At 66.3% G+C, this 22,737-nt stretch carries 22 protein-coding genes; 13 read left to right on the top strand and 9 right to left on the bottom strand.

Annotated elements, in window-relative coordinates; translation table 11 throughout:
- Positions 1–11: 11 nt before the first annotated feature.
- Genes ACQ4WL_RS12465 through ACQ4WL_RS12450 form a run of 4 tightly spaced genes read left to right on the top strand, consistent with a single transcriptional unit; the run spans position 12 to position 1,922 of the window.
- A complete protein-coding gene (locus ACQ4WL_RS12465) occupies positions 12–725 on the top strand; it encodes a DUF6058 family natural product biosynthesis protein (RefSeq protein WP_436510033.1) in 714 nt (237 codons plus the stop codon).
- A complete protein-coding gene (locus ACQ4WL_RS12460) occupies positions 722–1,168 on the top strand; it encodes a DUF6678 family protein (protein WP_436510032.1) in 447 nt (148 codons plus the stop codon). The genes ACQ4WL_RS12465 and ACQ4WL_RS12460 overlap by 4 nt, the downstream gene beginning before the upstream one ends.
- A 16-nt stretch (positions 1,169–1,184) precedes the next feature.
- The gene (locus tag ACQ4WL_RS12455; protein WP_436510031.1) at positions 1,185–1,391 is read left to right on the top strand and encodes a hypothetical protein; all 207 of its coding nucleotides are present in this window, start codon (positions 1,185–1,187) and stop codon (positions 1,389–1,391) included.
- Between the two features lie 3 nt (positions 1,392–1,394).
- Positions 1,395–1,922 (top strand): hypothetical protein, encoded by a 528-nt coding sequence (locus ACQ4WL_RS12450; RefSeq protein ID WP_436510030.1) that lies wholly within the window; start codon positions 1,395–1,397, stop codon positions 1,920–1,922.
- On the opposite strand, the gene ACQ4WL_RS12445 is transcribed toward ACQ4WL_RS12450, so the two are convergent.
- Genes ACQ4WL_RS12445 through ACQ4WL_RS12420 form a run of 6 tightly spaced genes read right to left on the bottom strand, consistent with a single transcriptional unit; the run spans position 1,909 to position 6,640 of the window.
- The gene (locus ACQ4WL_RS12445) at positions 1,909–2,634 is read right to left on the bottom strand and encodes an ABC transporter permease (RefSeq protein ID WP_436510029.1); all 726 of its coding nucleotides are present in this window, start codon (positions 2,632–2,634) and stop codon (positions 1,909–1,911) included. The two genes, ACQ4WL_RS12450 and ACQ4WL_RS12445, sit on opposite strands and share 14 nt — an antisense overlap.
- Complete coding sequence (locus ACQ4WL_RS12440) at positions 2,631–3,902, bottom strand: glycosyltransferase (RefSeq protein WP_436510028.1); 1,272 nt, start codon at positions 3,900–3,902, stop codon at positions 2,631–2,633. The genes ACQ4WL_RS12445 and ACQ4WL_RS12440 overlap by 4 nt, the downstream gene beginning before the upstream one ends.
- Entirely contained in the window at positions 3,896–4,801 is a 906-nt protein-coding gene (locus ACQ4WL_RS12435; protein ID WP_436510027.1) for a hydrolase 1, exosortase A system-associated, read from the bottom strand. Before ACQ4WL_RS12435 ends, ACQ4WL_RS12440 begins: the two co-directional genes overlap by 7 nt.
- Positions 4,798–5,655, bottom strand: coding sequence for a hydrolase 2, exosortase A system-associated (locus ACQ4WL_RS12430; RefSeq protein ID WP_436510026.1), 858 nt, complete (start codon positions 5,653–5,655; stop codon positions 4,798–4,800). The genes ACQ4WL_RS12435 and ACQ4WL_RS12430 overlap by 4 nt, the downstream gene beginning before the upstream one ends.
- A complete protein-coding gene (locus ACQ4WL_RS12425) occupies positions 5,652–5,897 on the bottom strand; it encodes an acyl carrier protein (protein ID WP_436510025.1) in 246 nt (81 codons plus the stop codon). The genes ACQ4WL_RS12430 and ACQ4WL_RS12425 overlap by 4 nt, the downstream gene beginning before the upstream one ends.
- Complete coding sequence (locus ACQ4WL_RS12420) at positions 5,876–6,640, bottom strand: GNAT family N-acetyltransferase (RefSeq protein ID WP_436510024.1); 765 nt, start codon at positions 6,638–6,640, stop codon at positions 5,876–5,878. The genes ACQ4WL_RS12425 and ACQ4WL_RS12420 overlap by 22 nt, the downstream gene beginning before the upstream one ends.
- A gap of 186 nt (positions 6,641–6,826) precedes the next feature.
- On the opposite strand from ACQ4WL_RS12420, the gene ACQ4WL_RS12415 reads away from it, so the two are divergent.
- The 3 genes from ACQ4WL_RS12415 to ACQ4WL_RS12405 are packed head-to-tail and all read left to right on the top strand — an operon-like array spanning position 6,827 to position 11,597.
- A complete protein-coding gene (locus ACQ4WL_RS12415; RefSeq protein WP_436510023.1) occupies positions 6,827–8,419 on the top strand; it encodes an acyl-CoA ligase (AMP-forming), exosortase A system-associated in 1,593 nt (530 codons plus the stop codon).
- On the top strand, positions 8,416–9,672 hold the full coding sequence (locus ACQ4WL_RS12410; RefSeq protein WP_436510022.1) for a pyridoxal-dependent decarboxylase, exosortase A system-associated: 1,257 nt from the start codon (positions 8,416–8,418) through the stop codon (positions 9,670–9,672). The genes ACQ4WL_RS12415 and ACQ4WL_RS12410 overlap by 4 nt, the downstream gene beginning before the upstream one ends.
- A complete protein-coding gene (locus tag ACQ4WL_RS12405; RefSeq protein WP_436510021.1) occupies positions 9,669–11,597 on the top strand; it encodes an asparagine synthetase B family protein in 1,929 nt (642 codons plus the stop codon). The genes ACQ4WL_RS12410 and ACQ4WL_RS12405 overlap by 4 nt, the downstream gene beginning before the upstream one ends.
- Here the strand turns inward: ACQ4WL_RS12405 and ACQ4WL_RS12400 are convergent.
- Both ACQ4WL_RS12400 and ACQ4WL_RS12395 read right to left on the bottom strand, forming a co-directional pair.
- Positions 11,506–12,441: a polysaccharide deacetylase family protein gene (locus tag ACQ4WL_RS12400; protein WP_436510020.1), complete on the bottom strand. Its 936-nt coding sequence runs from the start codon at positions 12,439–12,441 to the stop codon at positions 11,506–11,508. The two genes, ACQ4WL_RS12405 and ACQ4WL_RS12400, sit on opposite strands and share 92 nt — an antisense overlap.
- Positions 12,438–13,730, bottom strand: coding sequence for a putative O-glycosylation ligase, exosortase A system-associated (locus tag ACQ4WL_RS12395; RefSeq protein ID WP_436510019.1), 1,293 nt, complete (start codon positions 13,728–13,730; stop codon positions 12,438–12,440). Before ACQ4WL_RS12395 ends, ACQ4WL_RS12400 begins: the two co-directional genes overlap by 4 nt.
- Positions 13,731–13,880: 150 nt before the next feature.
- Here ACQ4WL_RS12395 and ACQ4WL_RS12390 point away from each other — a divergent pair, with 150 nt between their 5' ends.
- The 6 genes from ACQ4WL_RS12390 to ACQ4WL_RS12365 all read left to right on the top strand — a co-directional run bounded on the left by ACQ4WL_RS12390 (position 13,881) and on the right by ACQ4WL_RS12365 (position 22,357).
- Positions 13,881–15,965 (top strand): glycosyltransferase, encoded by a 2,085-nt coding sequence (locus tag ACQ4WL_RS12390; RefSeq protein ID WP_436510018.1) that lies wholly within the window; start codon positions 13,881–13,883, stop codon positions 15,963–15,965.
- Positions 15,966–15,980: 15 nt separating this feature from the next.
- On the top strand, positions 15,981–17,462 hold the full coding sequence (locus tag ACQ4WL_RS12385; protein WP_436510017.1) for a lipopolysaccharide biosynthesis protein: 1,482 nt from the start codon (positions 15,981–15,983) through the stop codon (positions 17,460–17,462).
- A gap of 2 nt (positions 17,463–17,464) precedes the next feature.
- On the top strand, positions 17,465–18,538 hold the full coding sequence (locus ACQ4WL_RS12380) for a glycosyltransferase family 4 protein (RefSeq protein WP_436510016.1): 1,074 nt from the start codon (positions 17,465–17,467) through the stop codon (positions 18,536–18,538).
- Entirely contained in the window at positions 18,528–20,069 is a 1,542-nt protein-coding gene (locus ACQ4WL_RS12375) for an MBOAT family O-acyltransferase (protein ID WP_436510015.1), read from the top strand. Before ACQ4WL_RS12380 ends, ACQ4WL_RS12375 begins: the two co-directional genes overlap by 11 nt.
- Before the next feature lie 2 nt (positions 20,070–20,071).
- Positions 20,072–21,265: a hypothetical protein gene (locus ACQ4WL_RS12370; RefSeq protein WP_436510014.1), complete on the top strand. Its 1,194-nt coding sequence runs from the start codon at positions 20,072–20,074 to the stop codon at positions 21,263–21,265.
- Positions 21,266–21,352: 87 nt separating this feature from the next.
- Positions 21,353–22,357: a 2-hydroxyacid dehydrogenase gene (locus ACQ4WL_RS12365; protein WP_436510013.1), complete on the top strand. Its 1,005-nt coding sequence runs from the start codon at positions 21,353–21,355 to the stop codon at positions 22,355–22,357.
- Here ACQ4WL_RS12365 and ACQ4WL_RS12360 read toward each other — a convergent pair.
- On the bottom strand, positions 22,346–22,708 hold the full coding sequence (locus tag ACQ4WL_RS12360; RefSeq protein WP_436510012.1) for a TfoX/Sxy family protein: 363 nt from the start codon (positions 22,706–22,708) through the stop codon (positions 22,346–22,348). The genes ACQ4WL_RS12365 and ACQ4WL_RS12360 overlap by 12 nt on opposite strands.
- Positions 22,709–22,737 lie beyond the last annotated feature (29 nt).

The following is a 22,737-nucleotide window of genomic DNA, read 5'->3' as shown; positions in this document are numbered from 1 at the left end:
AAAGCCGTCGCATGACAGAACTCGATCATTATCTTTCGCAGCACTATCTGGACGAGACGCAATTGGCGGCAGCCGCCGCCATGGCCATGCCAGAAATCGATGCATTGATCCAGGCTGGCCTGGTTCCCGCGCCCGCGTATGTGGTCGATGACAGCGGCAAGTTGTGCTCGTTCGTCTTTGGTGCCATGGCGGCGCCCGGGGCTCGGGCCGGCCGCTATTTCCCGCCGTCCCAACTGGCCTGGATCGCCGTTGCGCGGCATGCTCTCGCCGAGGGGCCGGAAACGGTGCCAGCGCGCCTGCAGGCACAATTTGCTTCCCGCTATGCGGCCGCGCTGGCGACCTTGAACCTGACGACCTGGCGCCTGCGCGACAGCTTCGACGACAGGGGCGCGCCGATAGCGGAGGGTTTGCGCGCCCGTACCGACAGTGCCTGGACGTATTTTTTGAACGGTACGTTTTCCCTGTGCGTCGCCCATCCGATGTCCGAGGCGCACATCGCCTGGAAAGAAGTGCTGCAGGAAAAGCTCGCGCAGCAAAGCGATAACGGCAGCAAGACGCTGTTGTCACAACAGCAGGCACAGGAAATGCATGCACTGATCGATGCCTATGCGGCGGCGGCCATGCCTTTTTCACCCATCGAATATGCTTTGAGCAGCCGCAAGCGGCTGGTCGAGGATTTGCGGGCCAACATCTGCGTAGACGACATGACGGGGACGCCTGCATGACGGCACCCGTCACGCACAGCCTGCCGCAGGCCGACGCCGGCGGCGACGATATCAAGCGCAAGCTGCGCGGCCACATCGCGCGGCGCAACCTGGCGGGAGCGGCCAACGATTGCAAGTGGAACGAGCTTCTGGCTTTCATGCGCGGGCGGACCGACTGGGCGCCGTCGTACCGCTATGGTTCAGTGTCCGGCTACGTCTCGCGCTGGGATACGGAATGGGATTACCACCCGCCGTTCCCCTTCCTGGGTGTGGAATGGTTCGATATCGGCCTGACCTCGGAAGAACACGTGGCCATGCTGCTGCCAAAGAAAATCATCGACCACGGCGTGTGGATCGTGCCGGAACTGGAACGCATCGGCTTCGATTTCGAGGTGCGGGACCAGGTCGCGCGCATCTGGGGCTATTTGCCTCGCAACTATCACGACTTTCCACCCGCTGACTAATTCAAAGAGTATTCTCATGCCTGAAAACGCTATCCCGCAAGTACCACAACTGGACGACGCCGTCGTCGGCAAGGAAGCGGGAGCGCAGATGCTGGCCACTGCCTGCGCCGCGCGCGACGCCTTTTATGCCACTCTGGGCGCCATGGACGCCGACGTGCTGGCGCCGCTGCTCAATCCCGCTTTCATGGGAGGCCCGCGCTGGCCGTCACTGCGCCAGGCCTGAAGGGTGATCCGCCGTGCCGATTCGATTATCATCGTCAGCGATGGCTTGAGCGACCCGTTCGAGGATGACGACGACGTGTTTGTCCCGCGTGGCCATTTGCTGGAAGTGTGCATCGAGGCGCCGCTGGCCGCCTTCGACGGCGCTCCCGTGCAGGCATCGTGGCTCTTCGACGTGATTTATCAAGTCAGCCAGAACGTGGCCGACCACGGCTCCATCGACTTGCTGCTGCAACGCCACGGCAGCGTCTCGATGGCGCTGGACTTGCAGGATGCACCTAAGGCACTGGAAGACGAAAACGAGCAGGTGGGCGTGCTGCTGGCCCAGGGCGCGGCCACGCTTCCCCCAGCGTTCGACACGCCGTACGGGGAAGTGATGCTGCTCACCGTCATCGTGCTGCAGCCGGCGGAACTGGCGTACATCAGCGAGGCCGAAGACAAGGCACAATCGCGGCGCGACCTCGCCGCCGCGCTGACTGCTGAGCCGATGGGGCATTGGAGCGTGGCCGAGCGGCCGGCCGTCATTCCCCGCTAGGCGGTTCCACGGGCTCCGGCGCTGCAGGTACTGGCGTTTCTTCCGTTTTCTGCACTTCCTGCGCTTCCTTCGTTTCCTTCTCTTCAATGACGGCGGGCTCCGGCTCGCGCCATTTGCCCGCCGCCTTCAGCTTGTTCTTCAGCCCTGGTAAGGGAAAGCCCAGCGCATAGGCTTTTTGCGCGTGCCCGCTGGCCTTCTCGTATTCCTTCTTTTTCACATACATCAAGCCCAGGTTGTACTGGATGGTGGCCTGCTCGGGCGCCAGGCGGCTGGCAGAGTCCAGCTGTTCCAGCGCCATCGCATCCTGGCCCGTGGCCAGCAGATAATTGCCATACACCATGCGCGCCGTCACGTCGTGCGGCGCGAAGGCGATCGCCCGTTCGAAAAAGCAGCTGATCGTATAGCGGGCGCCCACCGGCTGCGCGCTTTTCAGCCGCAAGCCCAGTTTTGCCATCGAGGCCAGCGCCCGGTGGTGGTTCGGAAAGTGTTCCAGCGTGTAGCTGATGTCGCCGCCCAGGCTACCCGTCATGCCTTGCGTGAGCGTTTCCACGGCGCGCGAAAAATGGAATTGTTCGACCACGGACAGGCCCTTGCGGTCTTCCGCGCTCGTGTAGTCGCCGCCCGTGGTGCCCTTGACGTAGGGCGGGCAGGCGGCGGCGCTGGCGCTGGCGCAGCAGGCGGCCAGGGCGCAGGCAAGTATCAGGTGTTTCATGCTGTTCTCCTGTGGCTAACCTGGTCCAGCAAGTCGGCCAGGGCGTTGCTGCGGGCTTGCCGCGATTGCAGGTCGATGGCGGCGGGGCTGGCCAGCGGGGCGCGGCCCTGGCGCGCCAGTTCTAGGAAGCGCAGCAGGGCGCGCGCGCAGTCGCCGCTCGAGGCCAGCTGGCCGATGGTGTCGATGCCGCAGTGGCGCAGCTTGGCCGCGCTGTCACCTGCCAGGTCGGTCAGCGCCAGGATGGGCCGGCGGCAGCGCAGGTACTCATACAGCTTGGCGGGAATCTGCGCATTGCAATTGGCCGCCTGCAGCAGCAGCAAGCCGTCGGCCGCCAGCATTTCCTGCAGTGCCGCGCCATGCGGTTGCAAAGGTTCCAGGCTAACCAGGTCGGCGATGCCGTATTTCACCAGCAGCCTGGCCAGCCATGCATCGTGGCCCGTGGCGCGCAGCACCAGCTGGAAATTGTGCGCATGCAGCACGCCGTCGTGGCGCAGCTTGGCCAGGGCTTCGAACAGGGGGTGCGGATCGCGCTCGGACGGGTAGATCACGCCGCTGTGCAGCAGCTGGAAGCGGCTGCGCTGGCCCGTGCGCTCAGGGCTGTCTGCATAGCCGTCTTCATCGTATCCGTTCTCTATCAAGTGAAATCGTTCCCGCGCTACCTGCCCCAGGCGCCGCTGGTGCGCGTCGATGGCGCCCGGCGTGGTGCAGACGATGGCCGTGCTGCGCGCCGCGATGCGCTGTTCGATCCACGCATGCATACGGTGCAAACGCGCTTCGGGCGGATACGGCGCCAGCGGGTCGCTGTCGTCGAGCATCGGGTCGCGCTGGTCGGCGATCCACGGCAGGCCGCTGAGTTTTTGCAAGGTCAGCGCGATCAGGTGCGCCGTGGCGATCGGGTAGGTGGACCAGATGGCGTCGGGGCGGTACTGTCGGATCATGCGCAGGCCGGCCGGCACGGCGCTCAGCCACCAGGAGCTCCAGCGGTCGGGCAGAGCCAGGCAGCGCGGATAACGCCCGGCGATGGCCAGGTGGCGCGCCGCGTCCAGCGCCAGGGTGCGTCGCACGGTGGCTTGCGCGCCGATCTGCGCCAGTTGCGCATCGCCGCGCTGCGCATACGCGAGCGGCGCGGGACTGAGCACCAGCGGCTGCCAGCCGCAGTCGGGCAAATGGCGCGCGAAGCCCAGGGTGCGCAGGATGCCGCTGCCGCCAGCCAGCGGCGGGAAATGGTAGGCCACCATCAGCACCCGTTTTGGCGAGGTCCTTACCATGATTGCAGCCAGCGTGCGCACAGCTGTTCAACTTCGCCGCGCCAGGCGGCGCTGGCAAAGGTGTGGTTGGCGCCGTCGACCTGCGCCTGCGTCCATTGCGCGCGCGCGGCCACGGCGCGCCAGGCTGCATCGCCGTCAAACAGCGCTTGCCACTCGCGCGCACCGAGGTCGTCGCCGCTGAGGATCAGCAAGACCTTGCCCTGGAATTGCGTCAGCGCCCGCAGCAAAGCCGGCGCGGGCGCATCGTTGTCTGGCGTGGCCACCTGCCGCGTGGCGGCCGCCACCTGCCGCAATGACGCCAGGCTGGCGCCCAGCTGCAGTCCGCCTTCGGCCAGCTTGCGCCAGAACGCGCCTTGCAGCAGGCGTGGCAGATAATAATGGCGCAGGGTGGCGCGCGCCAGGCCGGCGCTGCTGCGCACCCACGGGTTGAGCAGGATCAGGGCGACTATGCGCGCGTCGCGCGGCGCATGGCAGGCGGCCGCCGTGGCGCCGTCGCACAAGCCCCACAGCGCCACTTCGCGCAGCGAGGGCGCGGCGTCGAAGAATTGCGCCAGCGCGCCGGCGATGTCGGGACCGGCGGCGCGGTAATCGCGCGCGCTGCCCTCGCTGTCGCCCATGCCGCGCAGGTCGAAGCGCAGCACGGGCAAGCCTTGCGCGGCTAGGGCGCGCGCCAGCAAGACGAACTGGCGGTGGCTGCCCGCCCGGTACTGGGGACCACCCGTGACGATCAATACGCCGCGCGGCCCCGGCGCGGCGGGCAGGGTGAGGATGCCGACCATGCGCGCTTGCGCCTCGCCGTCCTCGCCCGCATCGGCACCTTCGGCCGCGCTGCGAAAGCGCAGCGCCAGCTCGCGCACGGGTTGGCCTGCGAGGTGCTGCTGACCGCTGTCGCGCTTCATGGCGGCGTCCTTTCCTCGGCTAGCCAGTCGCGGCATAGTTTCCGCGTGGCATCCAGCAATTGCGGACACGCCAGCAGCTCGCCGCTGTGCCAGAACGGGCCGTCGCCGAAGCTGGCCACATGCACGGCGGCGCCGCGTTCGCGCCATAGACGCGCCAGCGGCGGCAAGGGTGCGGATGCCTGCTCCTGTCCCTGGTACTCGAGCCAATACACAGGTACCGTGGGCAGCAGCGCGGCTGCGCTGACGCCATCGATGGCGTGCGCCAGTTCGGGCGCCAGCAGGTAGCCGGCCACTTCCACAGGTTCACCTTGCGCCAGTTTGGCGCGCGCATGGCCGGGCGCTTCCCGCGTGCCGCCGGCCAGCATGCCGGTAGCCAGGCGCAGGCGCAGGAAGCGGTCGATCACGCGCCGTCCATCGGCTTCCGGCTGCCACAGCAGCAAACGCGCCAGGGGCAGCGGCGCGCGGCAGGCAAAATCGAGCGCCAGCAGGGCGCCCAGGCGCACGCCCCACACGGTCAAGGGACCGTCGACGCGCTGCGCCAGCCAGGCGCAAGCCAGGTGCAGGTCGTTGTGCCAGATGTCCCAGCGCGCCTCGCCGAAGTCGCCGCTGCTGTCGCCGCAGCCAAACAGGTCGATCTGCAGCACGCTGTAACCCAAGGCGGCAAAGGCGCGCGCCTGCGCGGCGGCCACGTGGCGGCTCTTGTTCAATTCCTCGGCAAAGGGATGCACGTAGAGGATGCCGCCGCGCGCGCTCTGGCCCGGCGGCGGCAGATGCAGCAGGCAGTGGCGCTGGCCGCCGCTGGCTGGCAGGAAGAAGGGCAGCAGCGGCAGCGCGTCGATAGCGGCGCGGCTCATGGTCGTAGCTGTGCAAACACGAAATCGTGCAAGGTGCCCACGGTGGCGAAGTGGCGCGCGTGGATATCGTCGTCGGCGACAATGATGCCGAAATGGTCTTCCAGCGCGGCGATCACGCCGATGACGGCCATCGAGTCGAGTTCCGGCACGCTGCCCAGCAGCGGCGTGTGGGCTTCCAGCGCGCGCCCGTTCAAGCCCAGCGTGGTGTCGAGGATGTGCTTTACTGCTTCAAGATGCGGCATGTCAGCTCCAGGGAAGGGAAGTGCGGCAGGGACGACGTATCGAAGGCCAGGCAGGGGATATCGTCGGGGCGGCGCGACAGGTGCAGATACGGCGGCAGGCTGGCGGCCATCCATTGCCAGCGCCCGCAGCGCAGGAAGGTGGCCGTGCCCAGCCCATGCGTGCCCAGGCGCGCATGGGCGCCCAGCGAGGCGCGGTTGAAGCGCGAGATGCGGCTGCACGACCAGCGCACGCCCTGCGCGTACAACACGGCGTTGGCTTCTTCCCACAGGCGGGCGAAGACCAGGCCACCGCGCTGGTCGGGATGGACCCACACGTCCAGGTCCCACGAGGACTGCTTCGACGCCAGCGCATAGCGGGCGCGCACCTCGTCTTCCTGGCAGCCGTGGCGCAGCAGCCAGATCCAGCCAAGCATGCCTGATTTGTCCCGCGCCACCAGGCATTGCGCGCCTTGCCGGTAGCGTTCGCGCAGCGCGCCGGGAAGGCGTTCGGGGCCGGTCGGCAAGTCCGCCTCCGCCATGCAGGGCGTGATGGTGATCGACTGGCCGCGCCCGCGGCACAGCGAACCGGGCGCCACGGCTTGCGCGACGAATTGATAACGGTACAGCGCGCAGCGCCGGCCCGGCACCGCTGCCAGCAGCCGCGCCAGGGCCAGCCAGGCGCTGTCGCGCCAGCCCAACTGGTGAAGGCTGGCGGCAAGCCGTTGCAACCGGGGCAAATGGAGGAAGCGGGCGAAGCTGGCCATGGCGGTCAAGGATGGGGCGGCTATGCAGCCAATGTTGTCCATTAGAGCGCAGCGGCAGGCGCTGGTCTTGCGCCGGCTCAAGCTGTGTTGCTGAAACCGTTAATTGATCAAAATCAAGACCGCTGTGGCCGTTTGTCTGAATCATAGAGGAATGCATGGCAATCATGGCAACCCGGGGATGAAACGATGGCGACACTGATACATGAGCTGATATTCGACACGGCGCAGCGCGCGCCGCACGCGCCGGCGCTGTCGTGGCAGGGCGAGGAAATCAGCTATGCCGCGCTGGCGCAATCCGTGCGCGAGGCAGCCGCTACCCTGCTGACGCTGGGCTTGCAGCGTGGCGCGCGCGTGGCCGTGTATCTGGAAAAACGCCCGGAAAACGTCAGCGCCATGTTTGGTACGGCGGCCGCCGGCGGCGTGTTCGTGCCCGTCAATCCGCTGCTCAAGCCGGAACAGGTGGCTTACATCCTGGCCGATTGCAACGTGACCATCCTCGTCACCTCGCGCGAACGCCTGGCGCAGCTGGGCCCTGCGCTGGCCGCCTGCCCGGACTTGCAGACGGTGTTGCTGACGGGCGAACCCTCGTCGCCAACCCGCCTGGGCAAGCTGCAGCTGCTGGCCTGGAGTGGCATACCCGCCGCGCCCGCGCCCCTGTGGCACGCGGTGATCGACACGGACATGGCCGCCATCTTGTATACCTCAGGCAGCACGGGGCGACCGAAAGGCGTGGTGTTGTCGCACCGGAACATGCTGGCCGGTGCGCTCAGCGTGTCGTCTTACCTGCGCAACACGCCGCAAGACCGGATCTTGTGCGTCCTGCCGCTCAGTTTTGACTATGGCTTGAGCCAGCTGACGACGGCCTTTGCCAGCGGCGCTTGCGCCGTGCTGATGAATTATCTGCTGCTGCGCGACATTGTCGAGCTCGTGGAGCAGGAAGCCATCACGGGCCTGGCCGCCGTGCCGCCCCTGTGGATGCAACTGTCGCAGCTGAGCTGGCCCTTGTCTACGCCTTTGCGCTACATCACCAATTCGGGCGGCGTGATGCAGCGATCCACCCTGGACAAGCTGCGCGAATCGCTGCCGCGCACGCAGGTCTACCTGATGTATGGTTTGACGGAAGCGTTCCGCTCCACCTATCTGGCGCCGGAACAGCTGGAGCGGCGTCCCGATTCCATCGGGCAAGCGATCCCCAACGCGGAAGTGCTGGTGCTGCGCCCGGACGGCAGCGTGTGCGAGGCCGACGAGCCGGGCGAGCTCGTGCACCGTGGCGCGCTGGTGGCGCTTGGCTACTGGAATGATGCAGTGCGCACGGCCGAGCGCTTCAAGCCGCTGCCGCCGCAGGCGAGCGGCCTGGTGCTGCCGGAACTGGCCGTCTGGTCGGGCGACACCGTGCGCCGCGATGCGGATGGCTATCTGTATTTCGTGGGCCGCAGCGACGACATGATCAAGACGTCCGGCTACCGGGTCAGCCCGGCCGAGATCGAGGAAATCGCGTATGCGAGCGGGCTGGTGGGCGAGGCGGCCGCGCTGGGCCTGCCCCATGCCGTGCTGGGCCAGGCCATCGCCCTGCTCGTCACGCCCGCGCCGGGCGTCGAATTGCTGCGCGACAGCGTACTGGCCGCCTGCCGCGCGCGCCTGCCCAGCTATATGGTGCCGCTGTGGGTAGAGATCCGCGACGGCGTGCTGCCGCGCAATCCGAATGGCAAGATCGACCGTCCATTACTGGCCAGGGAACTGGCGCGTGCGTATGCGGTCCAATCAGGAGATGCGGCATGAAGGACTTGATCCGCTCGAACAGTACGGACTTACCTTTGCACCCACCGCTGCGCCAGTTCGCCGTGGACAACGACATGCTGCAGGTCGGCGGCGTATCGTTGCAGCGGCTGGCCCAGAGGGTGGGCAGCACGCCGTTCTACGCGTATGAACGCGCGCACATCACGCGCCGCGTGGCCGAACTGCGCGCCGCCTTGCCTACCGGCGTGCTCGTGCATTACGCCATGAAGGCCAATCCCATGCCGGCCGTGGTGCAGTGGCTGGCGGGCCTGGTCGATGGCATCGACGTGGCGTCGGGCGGCGAACTGGCGACGGCGCTCGATACGCCCATGGCACCGTCGCGTATCAGTTTTGCGGGGCCAGGCAAGAGCGATGGCGAACTGGCGCGGGCCGTGGCAGCAGGCGTGCTGATCAACGTGGAATCGGGCGCCCAGCTGGAAAGGGTGGCGCTGGCCAGTGAGCGGCTGGGCGTGGCGGCCAGGGTGGCCGTGCGCGTCAATCCCGATTTCGCCTTGCGCCGCACGGGCATGCGCATGGGCGGCGGCGCGCAGCCGTTTGGCGTCGATGCGGCCCTGGTGCCGGCGCTGCTGGGCCGCATCGGCCAGTTGGGACTGGATTTCCACGGCTTTCACCTGTATGCCGGCTCGCAAAACCTGTCGGCGTCCGCCCTGGCCGAAGCGCAGGCGCTGAGCGTGCAACTGGCCCTGCAGCTGGCCGACAGCGCGCCATCGCCCTTGCGCACCTTGAATATCGGCGGCGGCTTTGGCGTGCCGTATTTCCCCGGCGACCAGGCCCTCGATCTGGCACCCGTGGCCGCAGGCTTGCAGCGGCAGCTCGACATCCTGGCCCAGGGGGCGCCCGGCGCCCGCCTGAACCTGGAATTGGGCCGCTACCTGGTGGCCGAGGCAGGTATTTATGTGTGCAAGGTGCTCGAACGCAAGGTGTCGCATGGGCAGGTATTTCTGGTGACGGATGGCGGCTTGCACCACCATCTGGCGGCCTCCGGCAATTTCGGCCAGCTGATCCGCAAGAATTACCCGGTTGCCATCGGCAATCGGCTGCAGGGCGGGGTGCGCGAAGTGGCGTCCGTCGTGGGACCGCTATGCACGCCGCTGGACTTGCTGGCTGACCAGATGGAGATGGCGCGCGTCGAGGAGGGTGACCTGGTGGTGGTGTTCCAGTCGGGCGCGTATGGCTTGACGGCCAGCCCGACGGCCTTTCTCGGCCATCCGCTGCCGGCCGAGGTGCTCGTATGAGCGGCCTGTGCGGTTGGCTGGCGGCGGCGAACGGGGCCGATACTGGCGGCGCAGCGCAGGCCGCGCTGGCCAGCATGGCCGCGCCCTTGTCGCGTTTCGATGGCGCGCCCCTGGCCGCCAGCGTGAGCGACGTGGGCGGCATGGCCGTGGCCGCCATCGATGGCAGCCGCCATATGTATCAGCAAGATGGCTTGCAAGTGGCCATCTGGGGGCGGCCCATGCTCGACGGTTCGGCCGATGACGTGGCGTGCCGCCTCGCGTCCCTGTGGCTGAGCCGGGGCGTGGGTGCCTGCGCCAGCCTGTCCGGACCATTCTCTCTGGCCATCCTCGACGCCTTTTCCGGCTCGGCCCTGCTGGCCGTGGACCGCGCCGGCATGCATCCGCTCAGCTATGCGAGCAATGCGCAGGGGCTGTTCTTTGCCTCCTCGCACGACGCCTTGCTGGCCCATCCATCCGTGCGGGGCGCGCTCGATCCGCAAGCGCTCTATCACTACCTGTTCTTCCACATGGTGCCTGGCCCGGCCACGGCATACCTGGGCCAGCAGCGCTTGCTGCCTGGCGAATACCTGCATGTGCGCGGTGGCAAGCAATGCAAGGGCAGCTACTGGCAACTGGCCTTCCAGGAGCCTGCAGTGGCGCGCACGCGGGCCAGCTTTGCCGGCAACAAGCAGGAATTCCTGCGCCTGCTGCGCCAGGCCGTGGAAAGCAGCCTGGGTGCGGATGGGGAGGACACGGGCGCGTTTCTCAGCGGCGGCACGGACAGTTCCACCCTGGCCGCCATCATGGGGCAAGTGACGGGCCGGCCCGCGCGCACGTATTCCATCGGTTTTGACGCGCCCGGCTATGATGAAATGGCGTATGCGCGCCTGGCTGCCAGCCACGCGGGCAGCATCCACCACGAGCGCTACGTGACACCAAGCGACGTGCTGGCCGCCATTCCCGCCATGGCGGCCATTTTCGACCAGCCCTTCGGCAATGCCTCGGCCATCCCCGCCTTTTATTGCGCGCAGATGGCGCGCGAGGATGGCGTGACGCGTTTGCTGGGCGGCGACGGCGGCGACGAATTGTTTGGTGGCAATGAGCGCTATGCGCACCAGGCCTTGCTGTCGCATTACGAGCGCATCCCGGCCCTGTTGCGCCAGGCCATCATCGAGCCGCTGCTCTTCCGCCAGCAAAGGGGCAAGCCGTGGCGACTGGGCGACAAGGCGCGCCGCTACATCGAGCAAGCGAGCCTGCCGCTGCCGGCTAGGCTCGACAGCTATAACCTGCTGCTGCGCCATGGCCATGGCACGGTGCTGGAAGCGGGCTTCATCGACACCATTGACCCTGGCATGGCGCCCGGCTGCGTGAATGGCGCGTATTGGGAGCGCCAAGGCCAGGGTTGGAGCCAGATCAATGAACTGCTGGCGCTGGACATGCGTTTTACGCTGGCCGACAACGACCTGTTCAAGGTGCGCAAGGCCTGCGAGCTGGCCGGCGTGGAAGCGGCCTTTCCCTTCCTGCATGATGCGATGGTGGCGTTTGCCGCGCGCCTGGCGCCGCGCGACAAGCTCGATGGCAGGCAGCTGCGGCCCTTTTTCAAGCGGGCGCTGGCGGAGATCCTGCCGCCGGCCATCGTGCGCAAGAAAAAGCACGGTTTCGGCTTGCCTTTCGGCCAGTGGCTGCACAGCCACGCGCCGCTACGCGAATTTGCCTTTGACAATCTGACGCAGTTGCGCGGGCGCGGCATCGTGCGGCCCGCCTTCATCGACGATCTGCAAGGACGCTTGCTGGCGGAACATCCGGCCTATCACGGCACCATGGTGTGGCTGCTGCTGATGCTGGAACAGTGGCTCAGCCAGCATCCGGGCGCGCTGGGTGCGCTTGCCGGCGGTTTTGCCGCATGCGCCACAAAAACGCCAGGCGTCCTCGATCCCACGGCGTAAAGCGGGGCAGCTGCAGCAGGTCCAGCCCCGCGCCGGGGCGCGCCACGCCCCAGTCCGTGGCCACGGCCGCCTTGAAACCCAGGCTGTGGACCATTGCCACGTGCGGCGCGCCATAATCGCGCCCGGCCTTGCCGTTCGGATACGCAAACAGAGTGACGGGCGCCTGGATCAAACTTTCCAGCTGGCGCTTGCCGTTGGCGATGTCCAGTCGCGCCTCCCGCTCCGGCAAGGTGGATAAAATCGGGTGGCTGACCGTGTGCGCGCCCAGGCCCATGCCGGCCGATTGCAACTGGCGCAGCTGCGCCGTGCTCAGCATGGCGGCCTGGCCCGCCGGGGCGCCCGCCTGGCGGCGGATCTGCATAGCCAGTTGCTGGCGCCGGGCGAACGGCAGGTATTTGAGCTGGCCCAGCAAGGTGGCGATGGCCGCTTGCCGCTGTGCCAGGCTGGCGACGGGCAGGCAGCCCAGGCCGTGTTCCTGCAAGTCCAGCCGGGGACCGGAAGCATGGCGCACGGCCTCGATCACCGTGTCGTTCCACATCTGTCCGCCGTCCAGGTAGCCCGTGGCGATAAAAAACGTGGCGTGCAAGCCATGGCGCTGCAGCAGCGGCAGGGCCACTTGCGCATTGTCCGCATAGCCATCGTCAAAGGTGATGCAGGCGGCGCGCGGCGGCAAGCTGCCATCTTGTAGCCGGTGCACGGCCTCGTCCAAGGGCAAGGGCGCATAGAAACGCTTCAACAGGCGCAGCTGGCGCTCGAACAGGCGGGCGTCCACTTCGCCGGGAAACAGCGGGTCGGGACGCGCCAGTACGCGGTGGTAAATCAAGATGGACAAGGTGGCCGTCATGGCTGCTCCGCGATGGCGACCCGGGGCCTGGCCTGGCGGGAGGTAGGGGTGAGGGTGGGCGCCTCTTGCTCGACGATGATGCGCGTGGCGATCAGGGCGGCCATCAGGTAGTACGGCATGTCGAAATACAGCAGGCTGAGGAAGGCACCGCCCACGGCAAAGCCGATCAGGCTGGCCTGGCTCATGGTGGCCAGGCCGTGCGCCCAGCGCAGTTCTGGCTGGCCCCGCGTGCGGCGGATGATGGCGGCGGCCGTGCGCCAGGTGGCGATACCCAGCGCCAGGTAAAGCAACAAGCCGACAAAGCCGTGTTCGCCCAGCGCCTGGAAATAGATGCTGTGCGCCGCATGCACATCCATGGGGTTCGGCGCGTAGCGGGCGAAGATGCTGGCGTCGGAGACATCGAAGCCGCCTCCAAGAAAGCGGTCGCGCGCCAGGTTCCAGGCCATGCGCCAGGCATTCAGACGGCCCATGGCGGAGACATCGTCCTGATAGGTGTTGATGGTGTCCATGCGTTCGGCCCAGCGCTCGGGCATGAAGGCCAGCAGCAGCGGCGCGACCGCACCGAGCAACGCGCCCAGCACCAGCTTGCGGTCGCTTTTCAGCCACATGAACAAGCCCATGGCGGCGATGGCCAGCAGCCCGCCGCGCGAATACGAGCCCAGCGCGGCCAGCGCCGACAGCAGCATGGCCGCCGTCAGGCCGTGGCGCAGCCAGCGTTTGTCCGTGTTTTGCTGCAGGTAATACATGAGGGGGATGGTGATGATCAGGGCCAGGGCCAGCGAATTGTTATCCCCAATAAACGTTTCTTCTGGCCCCCATACGCGCTCCGTGCCGCCGCTGCGGATAGTGAAGATGCCGCCTTTCACGCCATAAAAGCCGATCGAGCCCACCAGCACCCACACGAGGCGCACGATGTCGCGCCGCGTGCGTATCACCATCATGATCACAAAGCTCATGAGCATGATCTTCATGACCTTGTTCCATTGCACCCACGACGCTTCCGGCAGCAGGGCGAACGGCGCCGTGACATTCATCCACGCAACGAACAGCATCAGCAGCACGCTGACGGGCGTGAGCGGCAGGTTTTTCGGTTCGCGCGTCGTCAAGAGGCTGAGCATGGTGGCGATGGCGATGATGAAGGCGAACGGCATGTGGGTGGCAAAGCCCCAGGCCTGCGTATGCGGGTTCATCACGCTGACCCAGACCCACATCAGGCCGCCGATGGCCGGCGCCTTCAGGATGAAGGGCAGCGAACCCAGGATAATGATGGTGATGACGATGTCGCGCATGAAAGGGACGCTCCTGGTTTTGGCCGGGTTGGCATGGTATTGATGCCTGTCAACGGGCTGGCGGGCAGGCTCAGTACACTGGATCAATACTGTTCAGCGGGTTGAAACTGTGAATCAGTTTTGTCATGGTAAGACCAAGGAGGCATGTCCTTGTTGACCGTTCTCATGGCGACCTACAATGGCGCCGGCACCTTGCCCCAGGTATTGCGCGCCTACCTGGCGCTGCGCCCGCCCGTGGGCGGCTGGCGCCTGGTCATTGCCGACAATGGCAGCACGGACGCCACGGCCCAGGTGATCGCCGCCTTTCGCGGCCGTCTGCCCTTGAACTCGGTGTACGTGGCGCGGCGCGGCCGCAGTTCCGCCCTGAACGGGGCCGTCGAGCACGCCTTGCGCCAGGGCGGCGATGGCAGCGAGCTGTTCGTGTTTGGCGACGACGACGCCATGCCCGCGCCCGACTGGCTGTGCCGCCTGCAACACAGCGCGCGTGATCACCCCGGCTATGCCCTGTTCGGCGGCGCCATCGTGCCCGCCTGGCGTGAGCAACCGGCGCACTGGCTGCTGCGCCTGACCCCCGTTGGCTTGACGTGGGGCATCACCAGCCCCGATTTGCGCGACGCGCCCGTGTATCCGGGCCTCGTGTGGGGCGCCAACATGGCGATTCGCCGCCGCATCTTCGAGGCGGGCGCCCGCTATGACGAAAGCATCGGCCCGCAGGGAGCCAATTACGCCATGGGCAGCGAAACCCGCCTCAACCTGGAGATGCATGCGGCCGGCAATCCTTCCTGGTTCTGTCCGAAAGCGAAGGTGGCGCACATCATCCGCCCACAGCAAGTGCAGCGCGCCTGGATACTGCGCCGCGCCATGCTGTTCGGCCGCGGCCAATGCCGGCTGGCGACACTCGCGCCCAGCGTGGAGCTGCTGGGCGTGCCGCGCTGGATGCTGGGCAGATACGTGCGCGAGTCGCTCGGCGCCGTGCGCGCCTGGCTGCGGCGCGATCACGCCGAGCTGTTCCTGCGCCAGTGGGAACGGGCCTGGCTGCGCGGCTTTTTCCATGAAGCGTGGCGGGGACGGCGCAAACGCTTGCCGCGCATCGTCATCAGCAGTTACTCGGGCGAGTTGGGCGGCATGGAGCTGCGCATGGCGCAAGAGGCGAAGATGCTGGGCGCGAGCGGCTATGACAGTGTGCTGGCGCTGCGGCGCTTTCCCGGTTTTACTGCCTGGGCGCAAGACTTGCGCGCAAGGCAGTTGCAAGTGCGCGTGTATGAACCGCCATTGTTTCTCGAACACTGGGCTTGGCGCCGCTGGAATTGGCTGCGCGCCAGGCTGACGGGCGCGTGGCGGCTGCGGCGGCTGCGGCCCGACCTGGTCCACGTAGCCTTTTGCTGGACCAGTTATGGCGCGTCCATCCTGTGGCTGGCCCGGCAATGCCGCTTGCCGGCCGTGATCAGCGTGCACAATGCCTTTCCTCTGGAGCCGTTCAGCGACTGGCAGCGGCCCCGGCTGCAGGAAGCGTTTCGCGCCGTCAAAGGCGTGTATGCCGTGTCGGCCTCGTCCATGCGGCATTTCCTCGACCTGTACCGCGACATGCTGCCGCCCGCCACGCGGCTGGCCGTCATTCCCAATGGCGTCGATACGGACACGTTTATCGTCTCGCCCGAACGGAAAGTGCAGGCGCGGCGGCAATTCGGGCTGCCGCCGGACGCGCTGGTGCTCGGTTGCGTGGCGCGGCTCTCCGCGCAAAAGCGCCCGCAAGCGCTGCTGGCCCTGTTCGCCCGACTGGCGCCGCAGTTCCCCAACTTATATTTAGTGCTCGTGGGCACGGGACCGCTGGAAACCACGCTGCGGCTGCAGGCGCAACAGATTGGCTTGCAGGATCGCGTGATGTTTGCCGGCTTCCAGCAGCGCGTCGAATTGCTGATGCCGGCCTTCGACCTGCATGTGTTGCTGAGTAAAAATGAAGGTTTCGGCATCGCCACCATCGAAGCCATGGCGTGCGGCGTGCCGGCCGTGGGCACGGATGTGCCAGGCACCCATGACATCCTGCACGACAGCGGGGGCGGCTTGCTGCTGCCGCTGGAGGACGAGCACGCTGCCTGCGCGGCCGTGGCGCAGTTGCTGGCGGATCTTCCCCGGCGCACGCGCATGGGACGGCTGGCGCGCGAAGAAACCGTGCAGCGCTATTCGATGCCGCGCCTGGAACGCCAGCTGCGCCAGTTCTATGCGGGCCTGGTATAGGCGCGGGCGGCCCGCATGAGCGCCACCCGCCATTCGTTTTTCTTTTCCTTCGCCGAAAAATACACGGTGCTGCTGCTGGGCATCATCGCCACCATGGTGCTGTCGCGTCTGCTGACACCGGCCGAGGTGGGCGTGTATTCGCTGGGCGCCGTGCTGGTGGCACTGGCGCAAGTGGTGCGCGATTTCGGCGTGGGGCAATACCTGATCCAGGAAAAGCAGCTCGATACGGTGAAACTGCGCGCTGCACTGGCCACCAGCCTGCTTGTCGCCTGGCTGTTGGCGGGCCTGGTGCTGCTGGCCAGCGCGCCGCTCGCCCATTTCTATGGCGAACCGCGGCTGACCCTCGTGCTGCGTTTGCTATCGGTCAATTTCCTGCTGATACCGTTCAGTGCATTGACACTTCCCATGCTGCGCCGGCAACTGCGCTTTCGCGCAATTTACGCCATCAACGCGGCCAATAGCGTGGTCAACCTGCTGGTGGCCGTGCTGCTGGCGCTGCAGGGCTACAGTTACATGAGCATGGTATGGGCGGCGCTGGCCGGTTCCTGCGCCTCGCTGGCAGTCAGCCTGCTGCTGCGGCCAAAGGAGCTGCCATGGCTGCCGGGCCGGCGCGGCATGGGCGATATCGCCCGCTTTGGCGCGTATGCGACCGGTGGCGGTCTGGTCGACGAGGCGGGCGTGGCGGCGCCGGACTTGATCGTTGGCAAGCTGATCGGCATTGAAAGCCTGGCCCTGTTCGGCAAGGCGCAAAGCGTGCTCAATATTTTCAACCAGGCCATCACCAGCGCCATCTCGCCCGTGGTGTTTCCCCTGTTCGCGACGCGCGCGCGCGAAGATGGAGGACAAGGGGAAAAGGGCGGGGCGCAGCTCGTGTATCTGCGCACGATCAGCTACATGACGGCGCTGGCCTGGCCTTTCTTTCTCTTCCTCGCCTGCATGGCTTTGCCCTTGGTCAAGGTGTTGTATGGCGCGCAATGGATCGGCTGTGTGCCCTTGATCCGCATCATGTGCCTGTCCTCGGCCGTGTATAGCATGTTCAGCATGGCCCGCTACCTGTTCGTGGCGACGGGCCAGCTGCATGCGCAGGTGCGGCTCGATGCCTGCGCTGGCGTCATCAAAGTGGCGCTGCTGCTGGCGGCGGCGCCGTTCGGCCTGGTGGTCGTGGCCTGGGCCGTGGTGCTCAGCAGCGTGCTGCGCAGCTGGCTGAACTACGGCTGCCTGCGGCGCTTGAGCGCGCTGGACTGGCGCATCCTGGCGCGGGCCTTGCGCAAGAGTCTGTTGCTGTGCGGCGTCAGCGGCATCGCGCCCATGGCTTCACTGCTGTGGCTGCCAACGGAAACCCCGGCGCTGCTGGCGCTGACGGCCACGGCGCTGGCCACCTTGCTGTGCTGGCTGGCCGGTCTGTTCCTGGTGAGGCATGAGCTCGCCGGCGAATTGCTGTTATTGCAACGCAAGCTGGCTGGCCGTTGGCTGGCAGTCAAATGCACGAAAGGATGACCATGCGTGTCGGTATCTTGTCCTACCCGATGCTGTTCCAGCGCGACGGCGGCTTGCAGATCCAGGTGCGCGAAACCATTGCCGCGCTGAACCGCTTGCCCCAGCAGGCGGCGCGCCCCCTGGAGGTGCAGCTGGTCGATGCCAACCATGAGCGGCTGGCCGATTTTGACGTGCTGCACGTGTTTTCGGCCAGCAATGGCACCTACCGCATCATGGAAATGGCCAGCGAGCAAGGCGTGCCCGTGGTGCTGTCGCCGCTGCTGTCCCCTGGCTGGGGCCGCGCCAGCGCCTGGCGCGCGCGGCTGGCCGACCGGCTGGCGGGACGCTTGACGGAATGGATGGTGCAAACCAGTTATGCGCAGACGCGGCGCGCCTTGCAGCTGGCCGACGTGGTGATCGCCCTGGGCGAGGCCGAGCGCGACGCCATCGTGCAAGGTTTCGGCATGGAAGCCGACGCCATCCGCGTCTTGCCCAACGGTATCAACCCGCATTTCTTCACGGCCAATGGCGATCTGTTCCTGCGTGAGACGGGTATCGCCGGGCCGTTCGTGCTGATGACGGGCAGCATTTCAGCGTATAAAAACCAGCTGGGACTGGCCCAGGCGCTGGTGGGCGCCGGTTTGCCTCTGGTGCTGATCGGCGCCGCGCCGCGCGAACAGCAAACGTATCTGCAACAGTTGCTGGACTTGCCGCACGTCAGCTGGCTGGGCGCGCTCGACCATGCCGACCCGCTGCTGGCCAGCGCCTGCCATGCGGCGGCCGTGGCGGCCTTGCCCAGCCAGGGCGAAGTGTTTCCCTTGAGCGTGCTGGAAGCGCTGGCGGCCGGCACGCCCGTCGTCATGACGGCGCAAAGCGCGCTGGACTTGCCCGACTCCGCATTTGCGCTGCGCAAGGTGCGCTGGGACGATGGCCCCGCGCAACGCCAGGCCATCCTCGACTTGCTGGCGCTGCCACCCGAGCGCTCCCGCGTGCAAGCCCTGGTGGAACGTTTTACGTGGGAACGGGTGGCCGCGCAGATTGCCGATTGTTACTACCAGGTACAGTCCTTGCCTGCCAGGAGGCAGCATGCTGTTTAATTCCTTCGCCTTCCTGTTCGGCTATCTGCCCATCGTGCTGGCCGGCTATTTTCTACTGGACCGCTGGGCGTCCTGCGCCAGTTGGCGCCTGGCGCCGGCCGTGTGGCTGGCGCTCGCCTCGCTGTTCTTCTATGCCTGGTGGGATGTGCGCTATTTGCCGCTGCTGCTGGCCTCGATCTGCGTCAATTACGGCGCCGGGCGCCTGATCGGTGCCAGCGCGGGCGCGGCCCGCAAGCGCGTGCTGCTGGCGGCGCTGGCCTTGAACCTGGGGCTGCTCGCGTACTACAAATATGCGAATTTCTTCATCGACAGCGTGAATGCCATCGCCGAGGTTGCTGGCACTGACAGCCTGCCGTTGTCCGGCCTCGACATCATCCTGCCGATCGGCATTTCTTTCTTTACCTTCACGCAGATCGCCTTCCTCGTCGATTGCTACCGGGGCGAGGTGCGCGAATACCGCTTCATTCATTACGTGCTGTTCGTCAGCTATTTTCCGCACCTGATCGCCGGCCCCGTGCTGCACCATCGCGACATGATGCCGCAGTTCGCCGACCCGGCCAACGCCCATCCGCGCGCCGCCAATTTCGCCATCGGCCTGTCGATTTTTACCATTGGCCTGGCAAAAAAGGTGCTGATCGCCGACAACCTGTCGCCGCTGGCCATGCCCGTCTTCGCGGCCGGGGCGACACCCACCCTGATCGAAGCGTGGATCGGTGTGCTGGCCTACACCTTCCAGCTGTATTTCGACTTTTCCGGCTATTCGGACATGGCCATCGGCCTGTCGCGCCTGTTCGGCGTGAAATTGCCGCTGAACTTCAACTCGCCGTACAAGGCGGCCAATATCGCCGAGTTCTGGCGCCGCTGGCACATGACCTTGTCGCGCTTCCTGCGCGACTATTTATATATTCCCCTGGGCGGCAGCCGCCACGGCGAGGCCATGCGCTACCGCAACCTGATGCTGACCATGCTGCTGGGCGGCCTGTGGCATGGCGCCGGCTGGACGTTTGTCATCTGGGGCGGCTTGCACGGTCTCTACCTGGTGCTGCAGCAGGCGTGGCAGCGGGTCTTTGGCGCGGCGCGGGCGCGCTGGTGGCCTGGCCTAATGACTTTTCTTGCCGTCATGCTGGCCTGGATCTTCTTTCGCGCGCCCGACGTGGCCACGGCCTGGGATATCGCCGGCGCGCTGGTGGGGGCGAACGGCGTAAGCCTGCCGCGCGGCCTGGCCAGCCACGCGCCCAGCCTGGCGCAGTGGGGCTGGCAACCCGCGTTTGACGGCATCCGCTGGATCGAACTGGCCGGTCCCGGCTTGCCCGTGCTGCTGGGCGCCATGCTGCTGGCTTTCAAGGCACCGAATACGCAAGAAATTTTCTTTCTCTACGAGCCTGCCATTGAAAGAATATTTCAGCCCGCAGGGCGCTGGTCCTTCAGCTGGCGGCCCACGCGCCGCTGGAGCGTGGGCTTTGCCGCGCTGTTCATCGCCTGCATCTTTGGCATGAACCGGGTCACCGAATTTCTTTATTTTCAATTTTGACCATGGATACCAACGCCCGCCGCTACCTCGCCATCTTCCTTGCCTGCGCGCTGGGCGCGCTGGTCGTCGTTTCCGCCGTGAATTACCGCGTCGATCCATATTTGCTGCACCAGTGGGACAGCCCGCTGCTGCAGCGATTGCGGCCGACAAGCGAAAAGCTCAGCGTGTGGGGCAAGACGTATGCCGTGGCGCGCTACCGGCCCGCCGTCGTCTACATCGGCAATTCGCGCACGGAAATGGGCTTGCCGGCGAGCAGCATGCGTGCTTTGTTCGAGGGCATGAGCGTCTTCAACAGCGCCGTTTCGGGCGCCTCGATCGGCGACGCCATCCGCCTGGCCGAGCACGCGGCCAGGGTCAGCCGTGTCGACACCCTCGTGTGGGGCATCGACGCGCCCTCGTTTTCCCTGGAACTGGGTTCGGCCGGCGTGGAGCCGGGCTTGACGGACGGCGGCCCGGCCTTTTTTGCGCGGCGCGCCTTGCTCAACATCAAGCGCGGCCTGACGGTGGACATGACGCGCGACACCTGGCGCATCCTCAGCGGCAGCTATGATGGCGTGTGCCTGTCCAGCCTGGCGCTGCACGGCCAGCGCGACGCGTCCTGCATCACCAGCCGCAACCATGGCTGGGCCGGCACGGCGCGCGCTTTCACGCCGCGCTTGCAGGAATTCGGCGATGGCGCCGGCCCCACCGAACCGGCGCTGCAGGCCTTCGATGCGAGCGTCGGGAAGCTCTGCCGTGGCGGCACGCGCTTGCGCCTGTACATCAACCCCACGCACGCGCTCACGCTCGACGCCCTGTACTGGCGCGGCAAGTGGGACGCCATGGAAGCATGGCAGCGCGACCTGGCGCAGATGGCCGGGCGCTACCGGCGCCTGGGCTGCGACGTGCGCGTCTACGATTTTTCCGGCTTCAACAGCATCACCAGCGAGGCTATCCCGCAAGTGACGGGCGCGCGCGAGATGCGCTATTACTGGGAAGCGTCGCACTATCGCGACAATGTGGGCCGCTTCATCCTGGCGCGCCTGTTTGGCGGCGAGTTGCAGCCGCCGGCGGACTTCGGCGCCGAGCTGACCGAAAGCGGCATCGCGGCCCATCACGCGGCCACGCGCGCCGCGCGCGAGCGCTACCACGCGCAGCACGCCGAGGAAACGGCCTACCTGCGCCACGTGCTGACCTTGCCCCGCGAGCCAAAATAGGGCACCGCTGCTGCCAGGCGTACGCCGTGGGGCAGGGCGCGTACGCTATGATGCTGTTTTGCCATTCAGCAAGTTCCAGGACTCTCCATGAAAATCGCCTTCTTTGCCAGCCAGCCCTACGACCGCCGCTTCTTCGATGAAGCCTTGCCGTCCCAGCCCGACCCGGACGGCATCGAACTGGTCTACCACAGCGCCTTGCTGAGCCAGGAAACCGTGGTGCTGGCGCAAGGCGCCGATGCCGTCTGCGTCTTCGTCAACGACGTGCTTGACGCGCCAGTGCTGGAATCGCTGCATGGCTATGGCGTGCGCGCCATCCTGCTGCGCTGCGCCGGCTACAACAACCTCGACCTGGAAGCGGCCAAGCGCCTGGGCCTGTTTGTTGCCCGCGTGCCCGCGTATTCGCCGGAAGCCGTGGCCGAGTACACCCTGGCCCTGGTGCAGACGCTGAACCGCCACACGCACCGCGCGTATGCCCGCGTGCGCGAAGGCAATTTCTCGCTCGATGGCTTGCTGGGCGCCACCTTGCACGGCAAGACAGTGGGTATCGTCGGCACGGGCAAGATCGGCCTGGCCACGGCGCGCATTTTCAAGGGTTTCGGCTGCACGGTGCTGGGCCACGACCCGTATCCGGCGCCCGCGTTCGCGCAGCTGGGCACGATGGTGGAACTGCCGCAACTGCTGGCCGAATCCGACATCGTTTCCCTGCATTGCCCCTTGATGGAGAGCACGCGCCACATGATCAGCGAAGCAACCTTGCCGTTGATGAAGAAGGGCGCCATGCTGGTGAACACCTCGCGTGGCGGCCTGATCGACACGGGCGCCGTCATCGAGGCGCTGAAATCGCGCCAACTGGGTTCGCTTGCCATCGATGTGTACGAACAGGAAAGCGATCTGTTCTTCCAGGACCGCTCCTCCGACATCATCGACGACGACATCTTCCAGCGATTGATGACGTTCCCGAACGTGCTGGTGACGGGGCACCAGGGCTTCTTCACCATCGAAGCGCTGCGCGAGATCGCCGCCATCACCTATCACAACCTGCAATGCTTCCTGCAGGGCAAGACGTGCGAAAACAGCGTACTAAGTAGCTGACGCCGGTTTTTTAGGCTTGGGCGGCGGCTTGGGTTTCGGCAGCGGCAAGGCGTCCGCCGTGCGCCGCGCCAGCTGGCTCAGCCAGTCGCGCTCGTCCCACAGCCCGCCATCGATCAAAAAGTATGGCTTGGCTTGCGGGTAGGGCGGCGCTTCCTGCGGCGTGCCCATCGTACTGATCCAGGCGCGACCCGCGTCCGTCGGCTTGAGGAACAGCTGGTCGTCGGCGACGATGGCGAACATCTTGCCGTCGCAATACAAGCCGTACTCGCCAAACATTTTTTTCGCGCTGACGCTGCCTGCGCCCGCCAGTTGGTCGAGCAAAAAATCCACCGTGCCTTGCTGTGATGCCATGTTGTCCTCCGTTTCAAAGAACAGTGTAG

The organism is Janthinobacterium kochi, from assembly GCF_051380715.1.
Lineage (GTDB): Bacteria > Pseudomonadota > Gammaproteobacteria > Burkholderiales > Burkholderiaceae_D > Janthinobacterium.
The sequence above is the reverse complement of the archived record's forward strand: the minus strand, read 5'-3'. Positions and strand labels throughout refer to the sequence as shown.

Bases quoted from the DNA above. Each gene is read 5' to 3' on its own strand.
- ACQ4WL_RS12465 (WP_436510033.1), top strand. From the start codon at position 12: ATGACAGAACTCGATCATTATCTTTCGCAGCACTATCTGGACGAGACG.
- ACQ4WL_RS12460 (WP_436510032.1), top strand. From the start codon at position 722: ATGACGGCACCCGTCACGCACAGCCTGCCGCAGGCCGACGCCGGCGGC.
- ACQ4WL_RS12455 (WP_436510031.1), top strand. From the start codon at position 1,185: ATGCCTGAAAACGCTATCCCGCAAGTACCACAACTGGACGACGCCGTC.
- ACQ4WL_RS12445 (WP_436510029.1), bottom strand. From the start codon at position 2,634: ATGAAACACCTGATACTTGCCTGCGCCCTGGCCGCCTGCTGCGCCAGC.
- ACQ4WL_RS12440 (WP_436510028.1), bottom strand. From the start codon at position 3,902: ATGGTAAGGACCTCGCCAAAACGGGTGCTGATGGTGGCCTACCATTTC.
- ACQ4WL_RS12435 (WP_436510027.1), bottom strand. From the start codon at position 4,801: ATGAAGCGCGACAGCGGTCAGCAGCACCTCGCAGGCCAACCCGTGCGC.
- ACQ4WL_RS12430 (WP_436510026.1), bottom strand. From the start codon at position 5,655: ATGAGCCGCGCCGCTATCGACGCGCTGCCGCTGCTGCCCTTCTTCCTG.
- ACQ4WL_RS12425 (WP_436510025.1), bottom strand. From the start codon at position 5,897: ATGCCGCATCTTGAAGCAGTAAAGCACATCCTCGACACCACGCTGGGC.
- ACQ4WL_RS12420 (WP_436510024.1), bottom strand. From the start codon at position 6,640: ATGGCCAGCTTCGCCCGCTTCCTCCATTTGCCCCGGTTGCAACGGCTT.
- ACQ4WL_RS12415 (WP_436510023.1), top strand. From the start codon at position 6,827: ATGGCGACACTGATACATGAGCTGATATTCGACACGGCGCAGCGCGCG.
- ACQ4WL_RS12410 (WP_436510022.1), top strand. From the start codon at position 8,416: ATGAAGGACTTGATCCGCTCGAACAGTACGGACTTACCTTTGCACCCA.
- ACQ4WL_RS12405 (WP_436510021.1), top strand. From the start codon at position 9,669: ATGAGCGGCCTGTGCGGTTGGCTGGCGGCGGCGAACGGGGCCGATACT.
- ACQ4WL_RS12400 (WP_436510020.1), bottom strand. From the start codon at position 12,441: ATGACGGCCACCTTGTCCATCTTGATTTACCACCGCGTACTGGCGCGT.
- ACQ4WL_RS12395 (WP_436510019.1), bottom strand. From the start codon at position 13,730: ATGCGCGACATCGTCATCACCATCATTATCCTGGGTTCGCTGCCCTTC.
- ACQ4WL_RS12385 (WP_436510017.1), top strand. From the start codon at position 15,981: ATGAGCGCCACCCGCCATTCGTTTTTCTTTTCCTTCGCCGAAAAATAC.
- ACQ4WL_RS12380 (WP_436510016.1), top strand. From the start codon at position 17,465: ATGCGTGTCGGTATCTTGTCCTACCCGATGCTGTTCCAGCGCGACGGC.
- ACQ4WL_RS12375 (WP_436510015.1), top strand. From the start codon at position 18,528: ATGCTGTTTAATTCCTTCGCCTTCCTGTTCGGCTATCTGCCCATCGTG.
- ACQ4WL_RS12370 (WP_436510014.1), top strand. From the start codon at position 20,072: ATGGATACCAACGCCCGCCGCTACCTCGCCATCTTCCTTGCCTGCGCG.
- ACQ4WL_RS12365 (WP_436510013.1), top strand. From the start codon at position 21,353: ATGAAAATCGCCTTCTTTGCCAGCCAGCCCTACGACCGCCGCTTCTTC.
- ACQ4WL_RS12360 (WP_436510012.1), bottom strand. From the start codon at position 22,708: ATGGCATCACAGCAAGGCACGGTGGATTTTTTGCTCGACCAACTGGCG.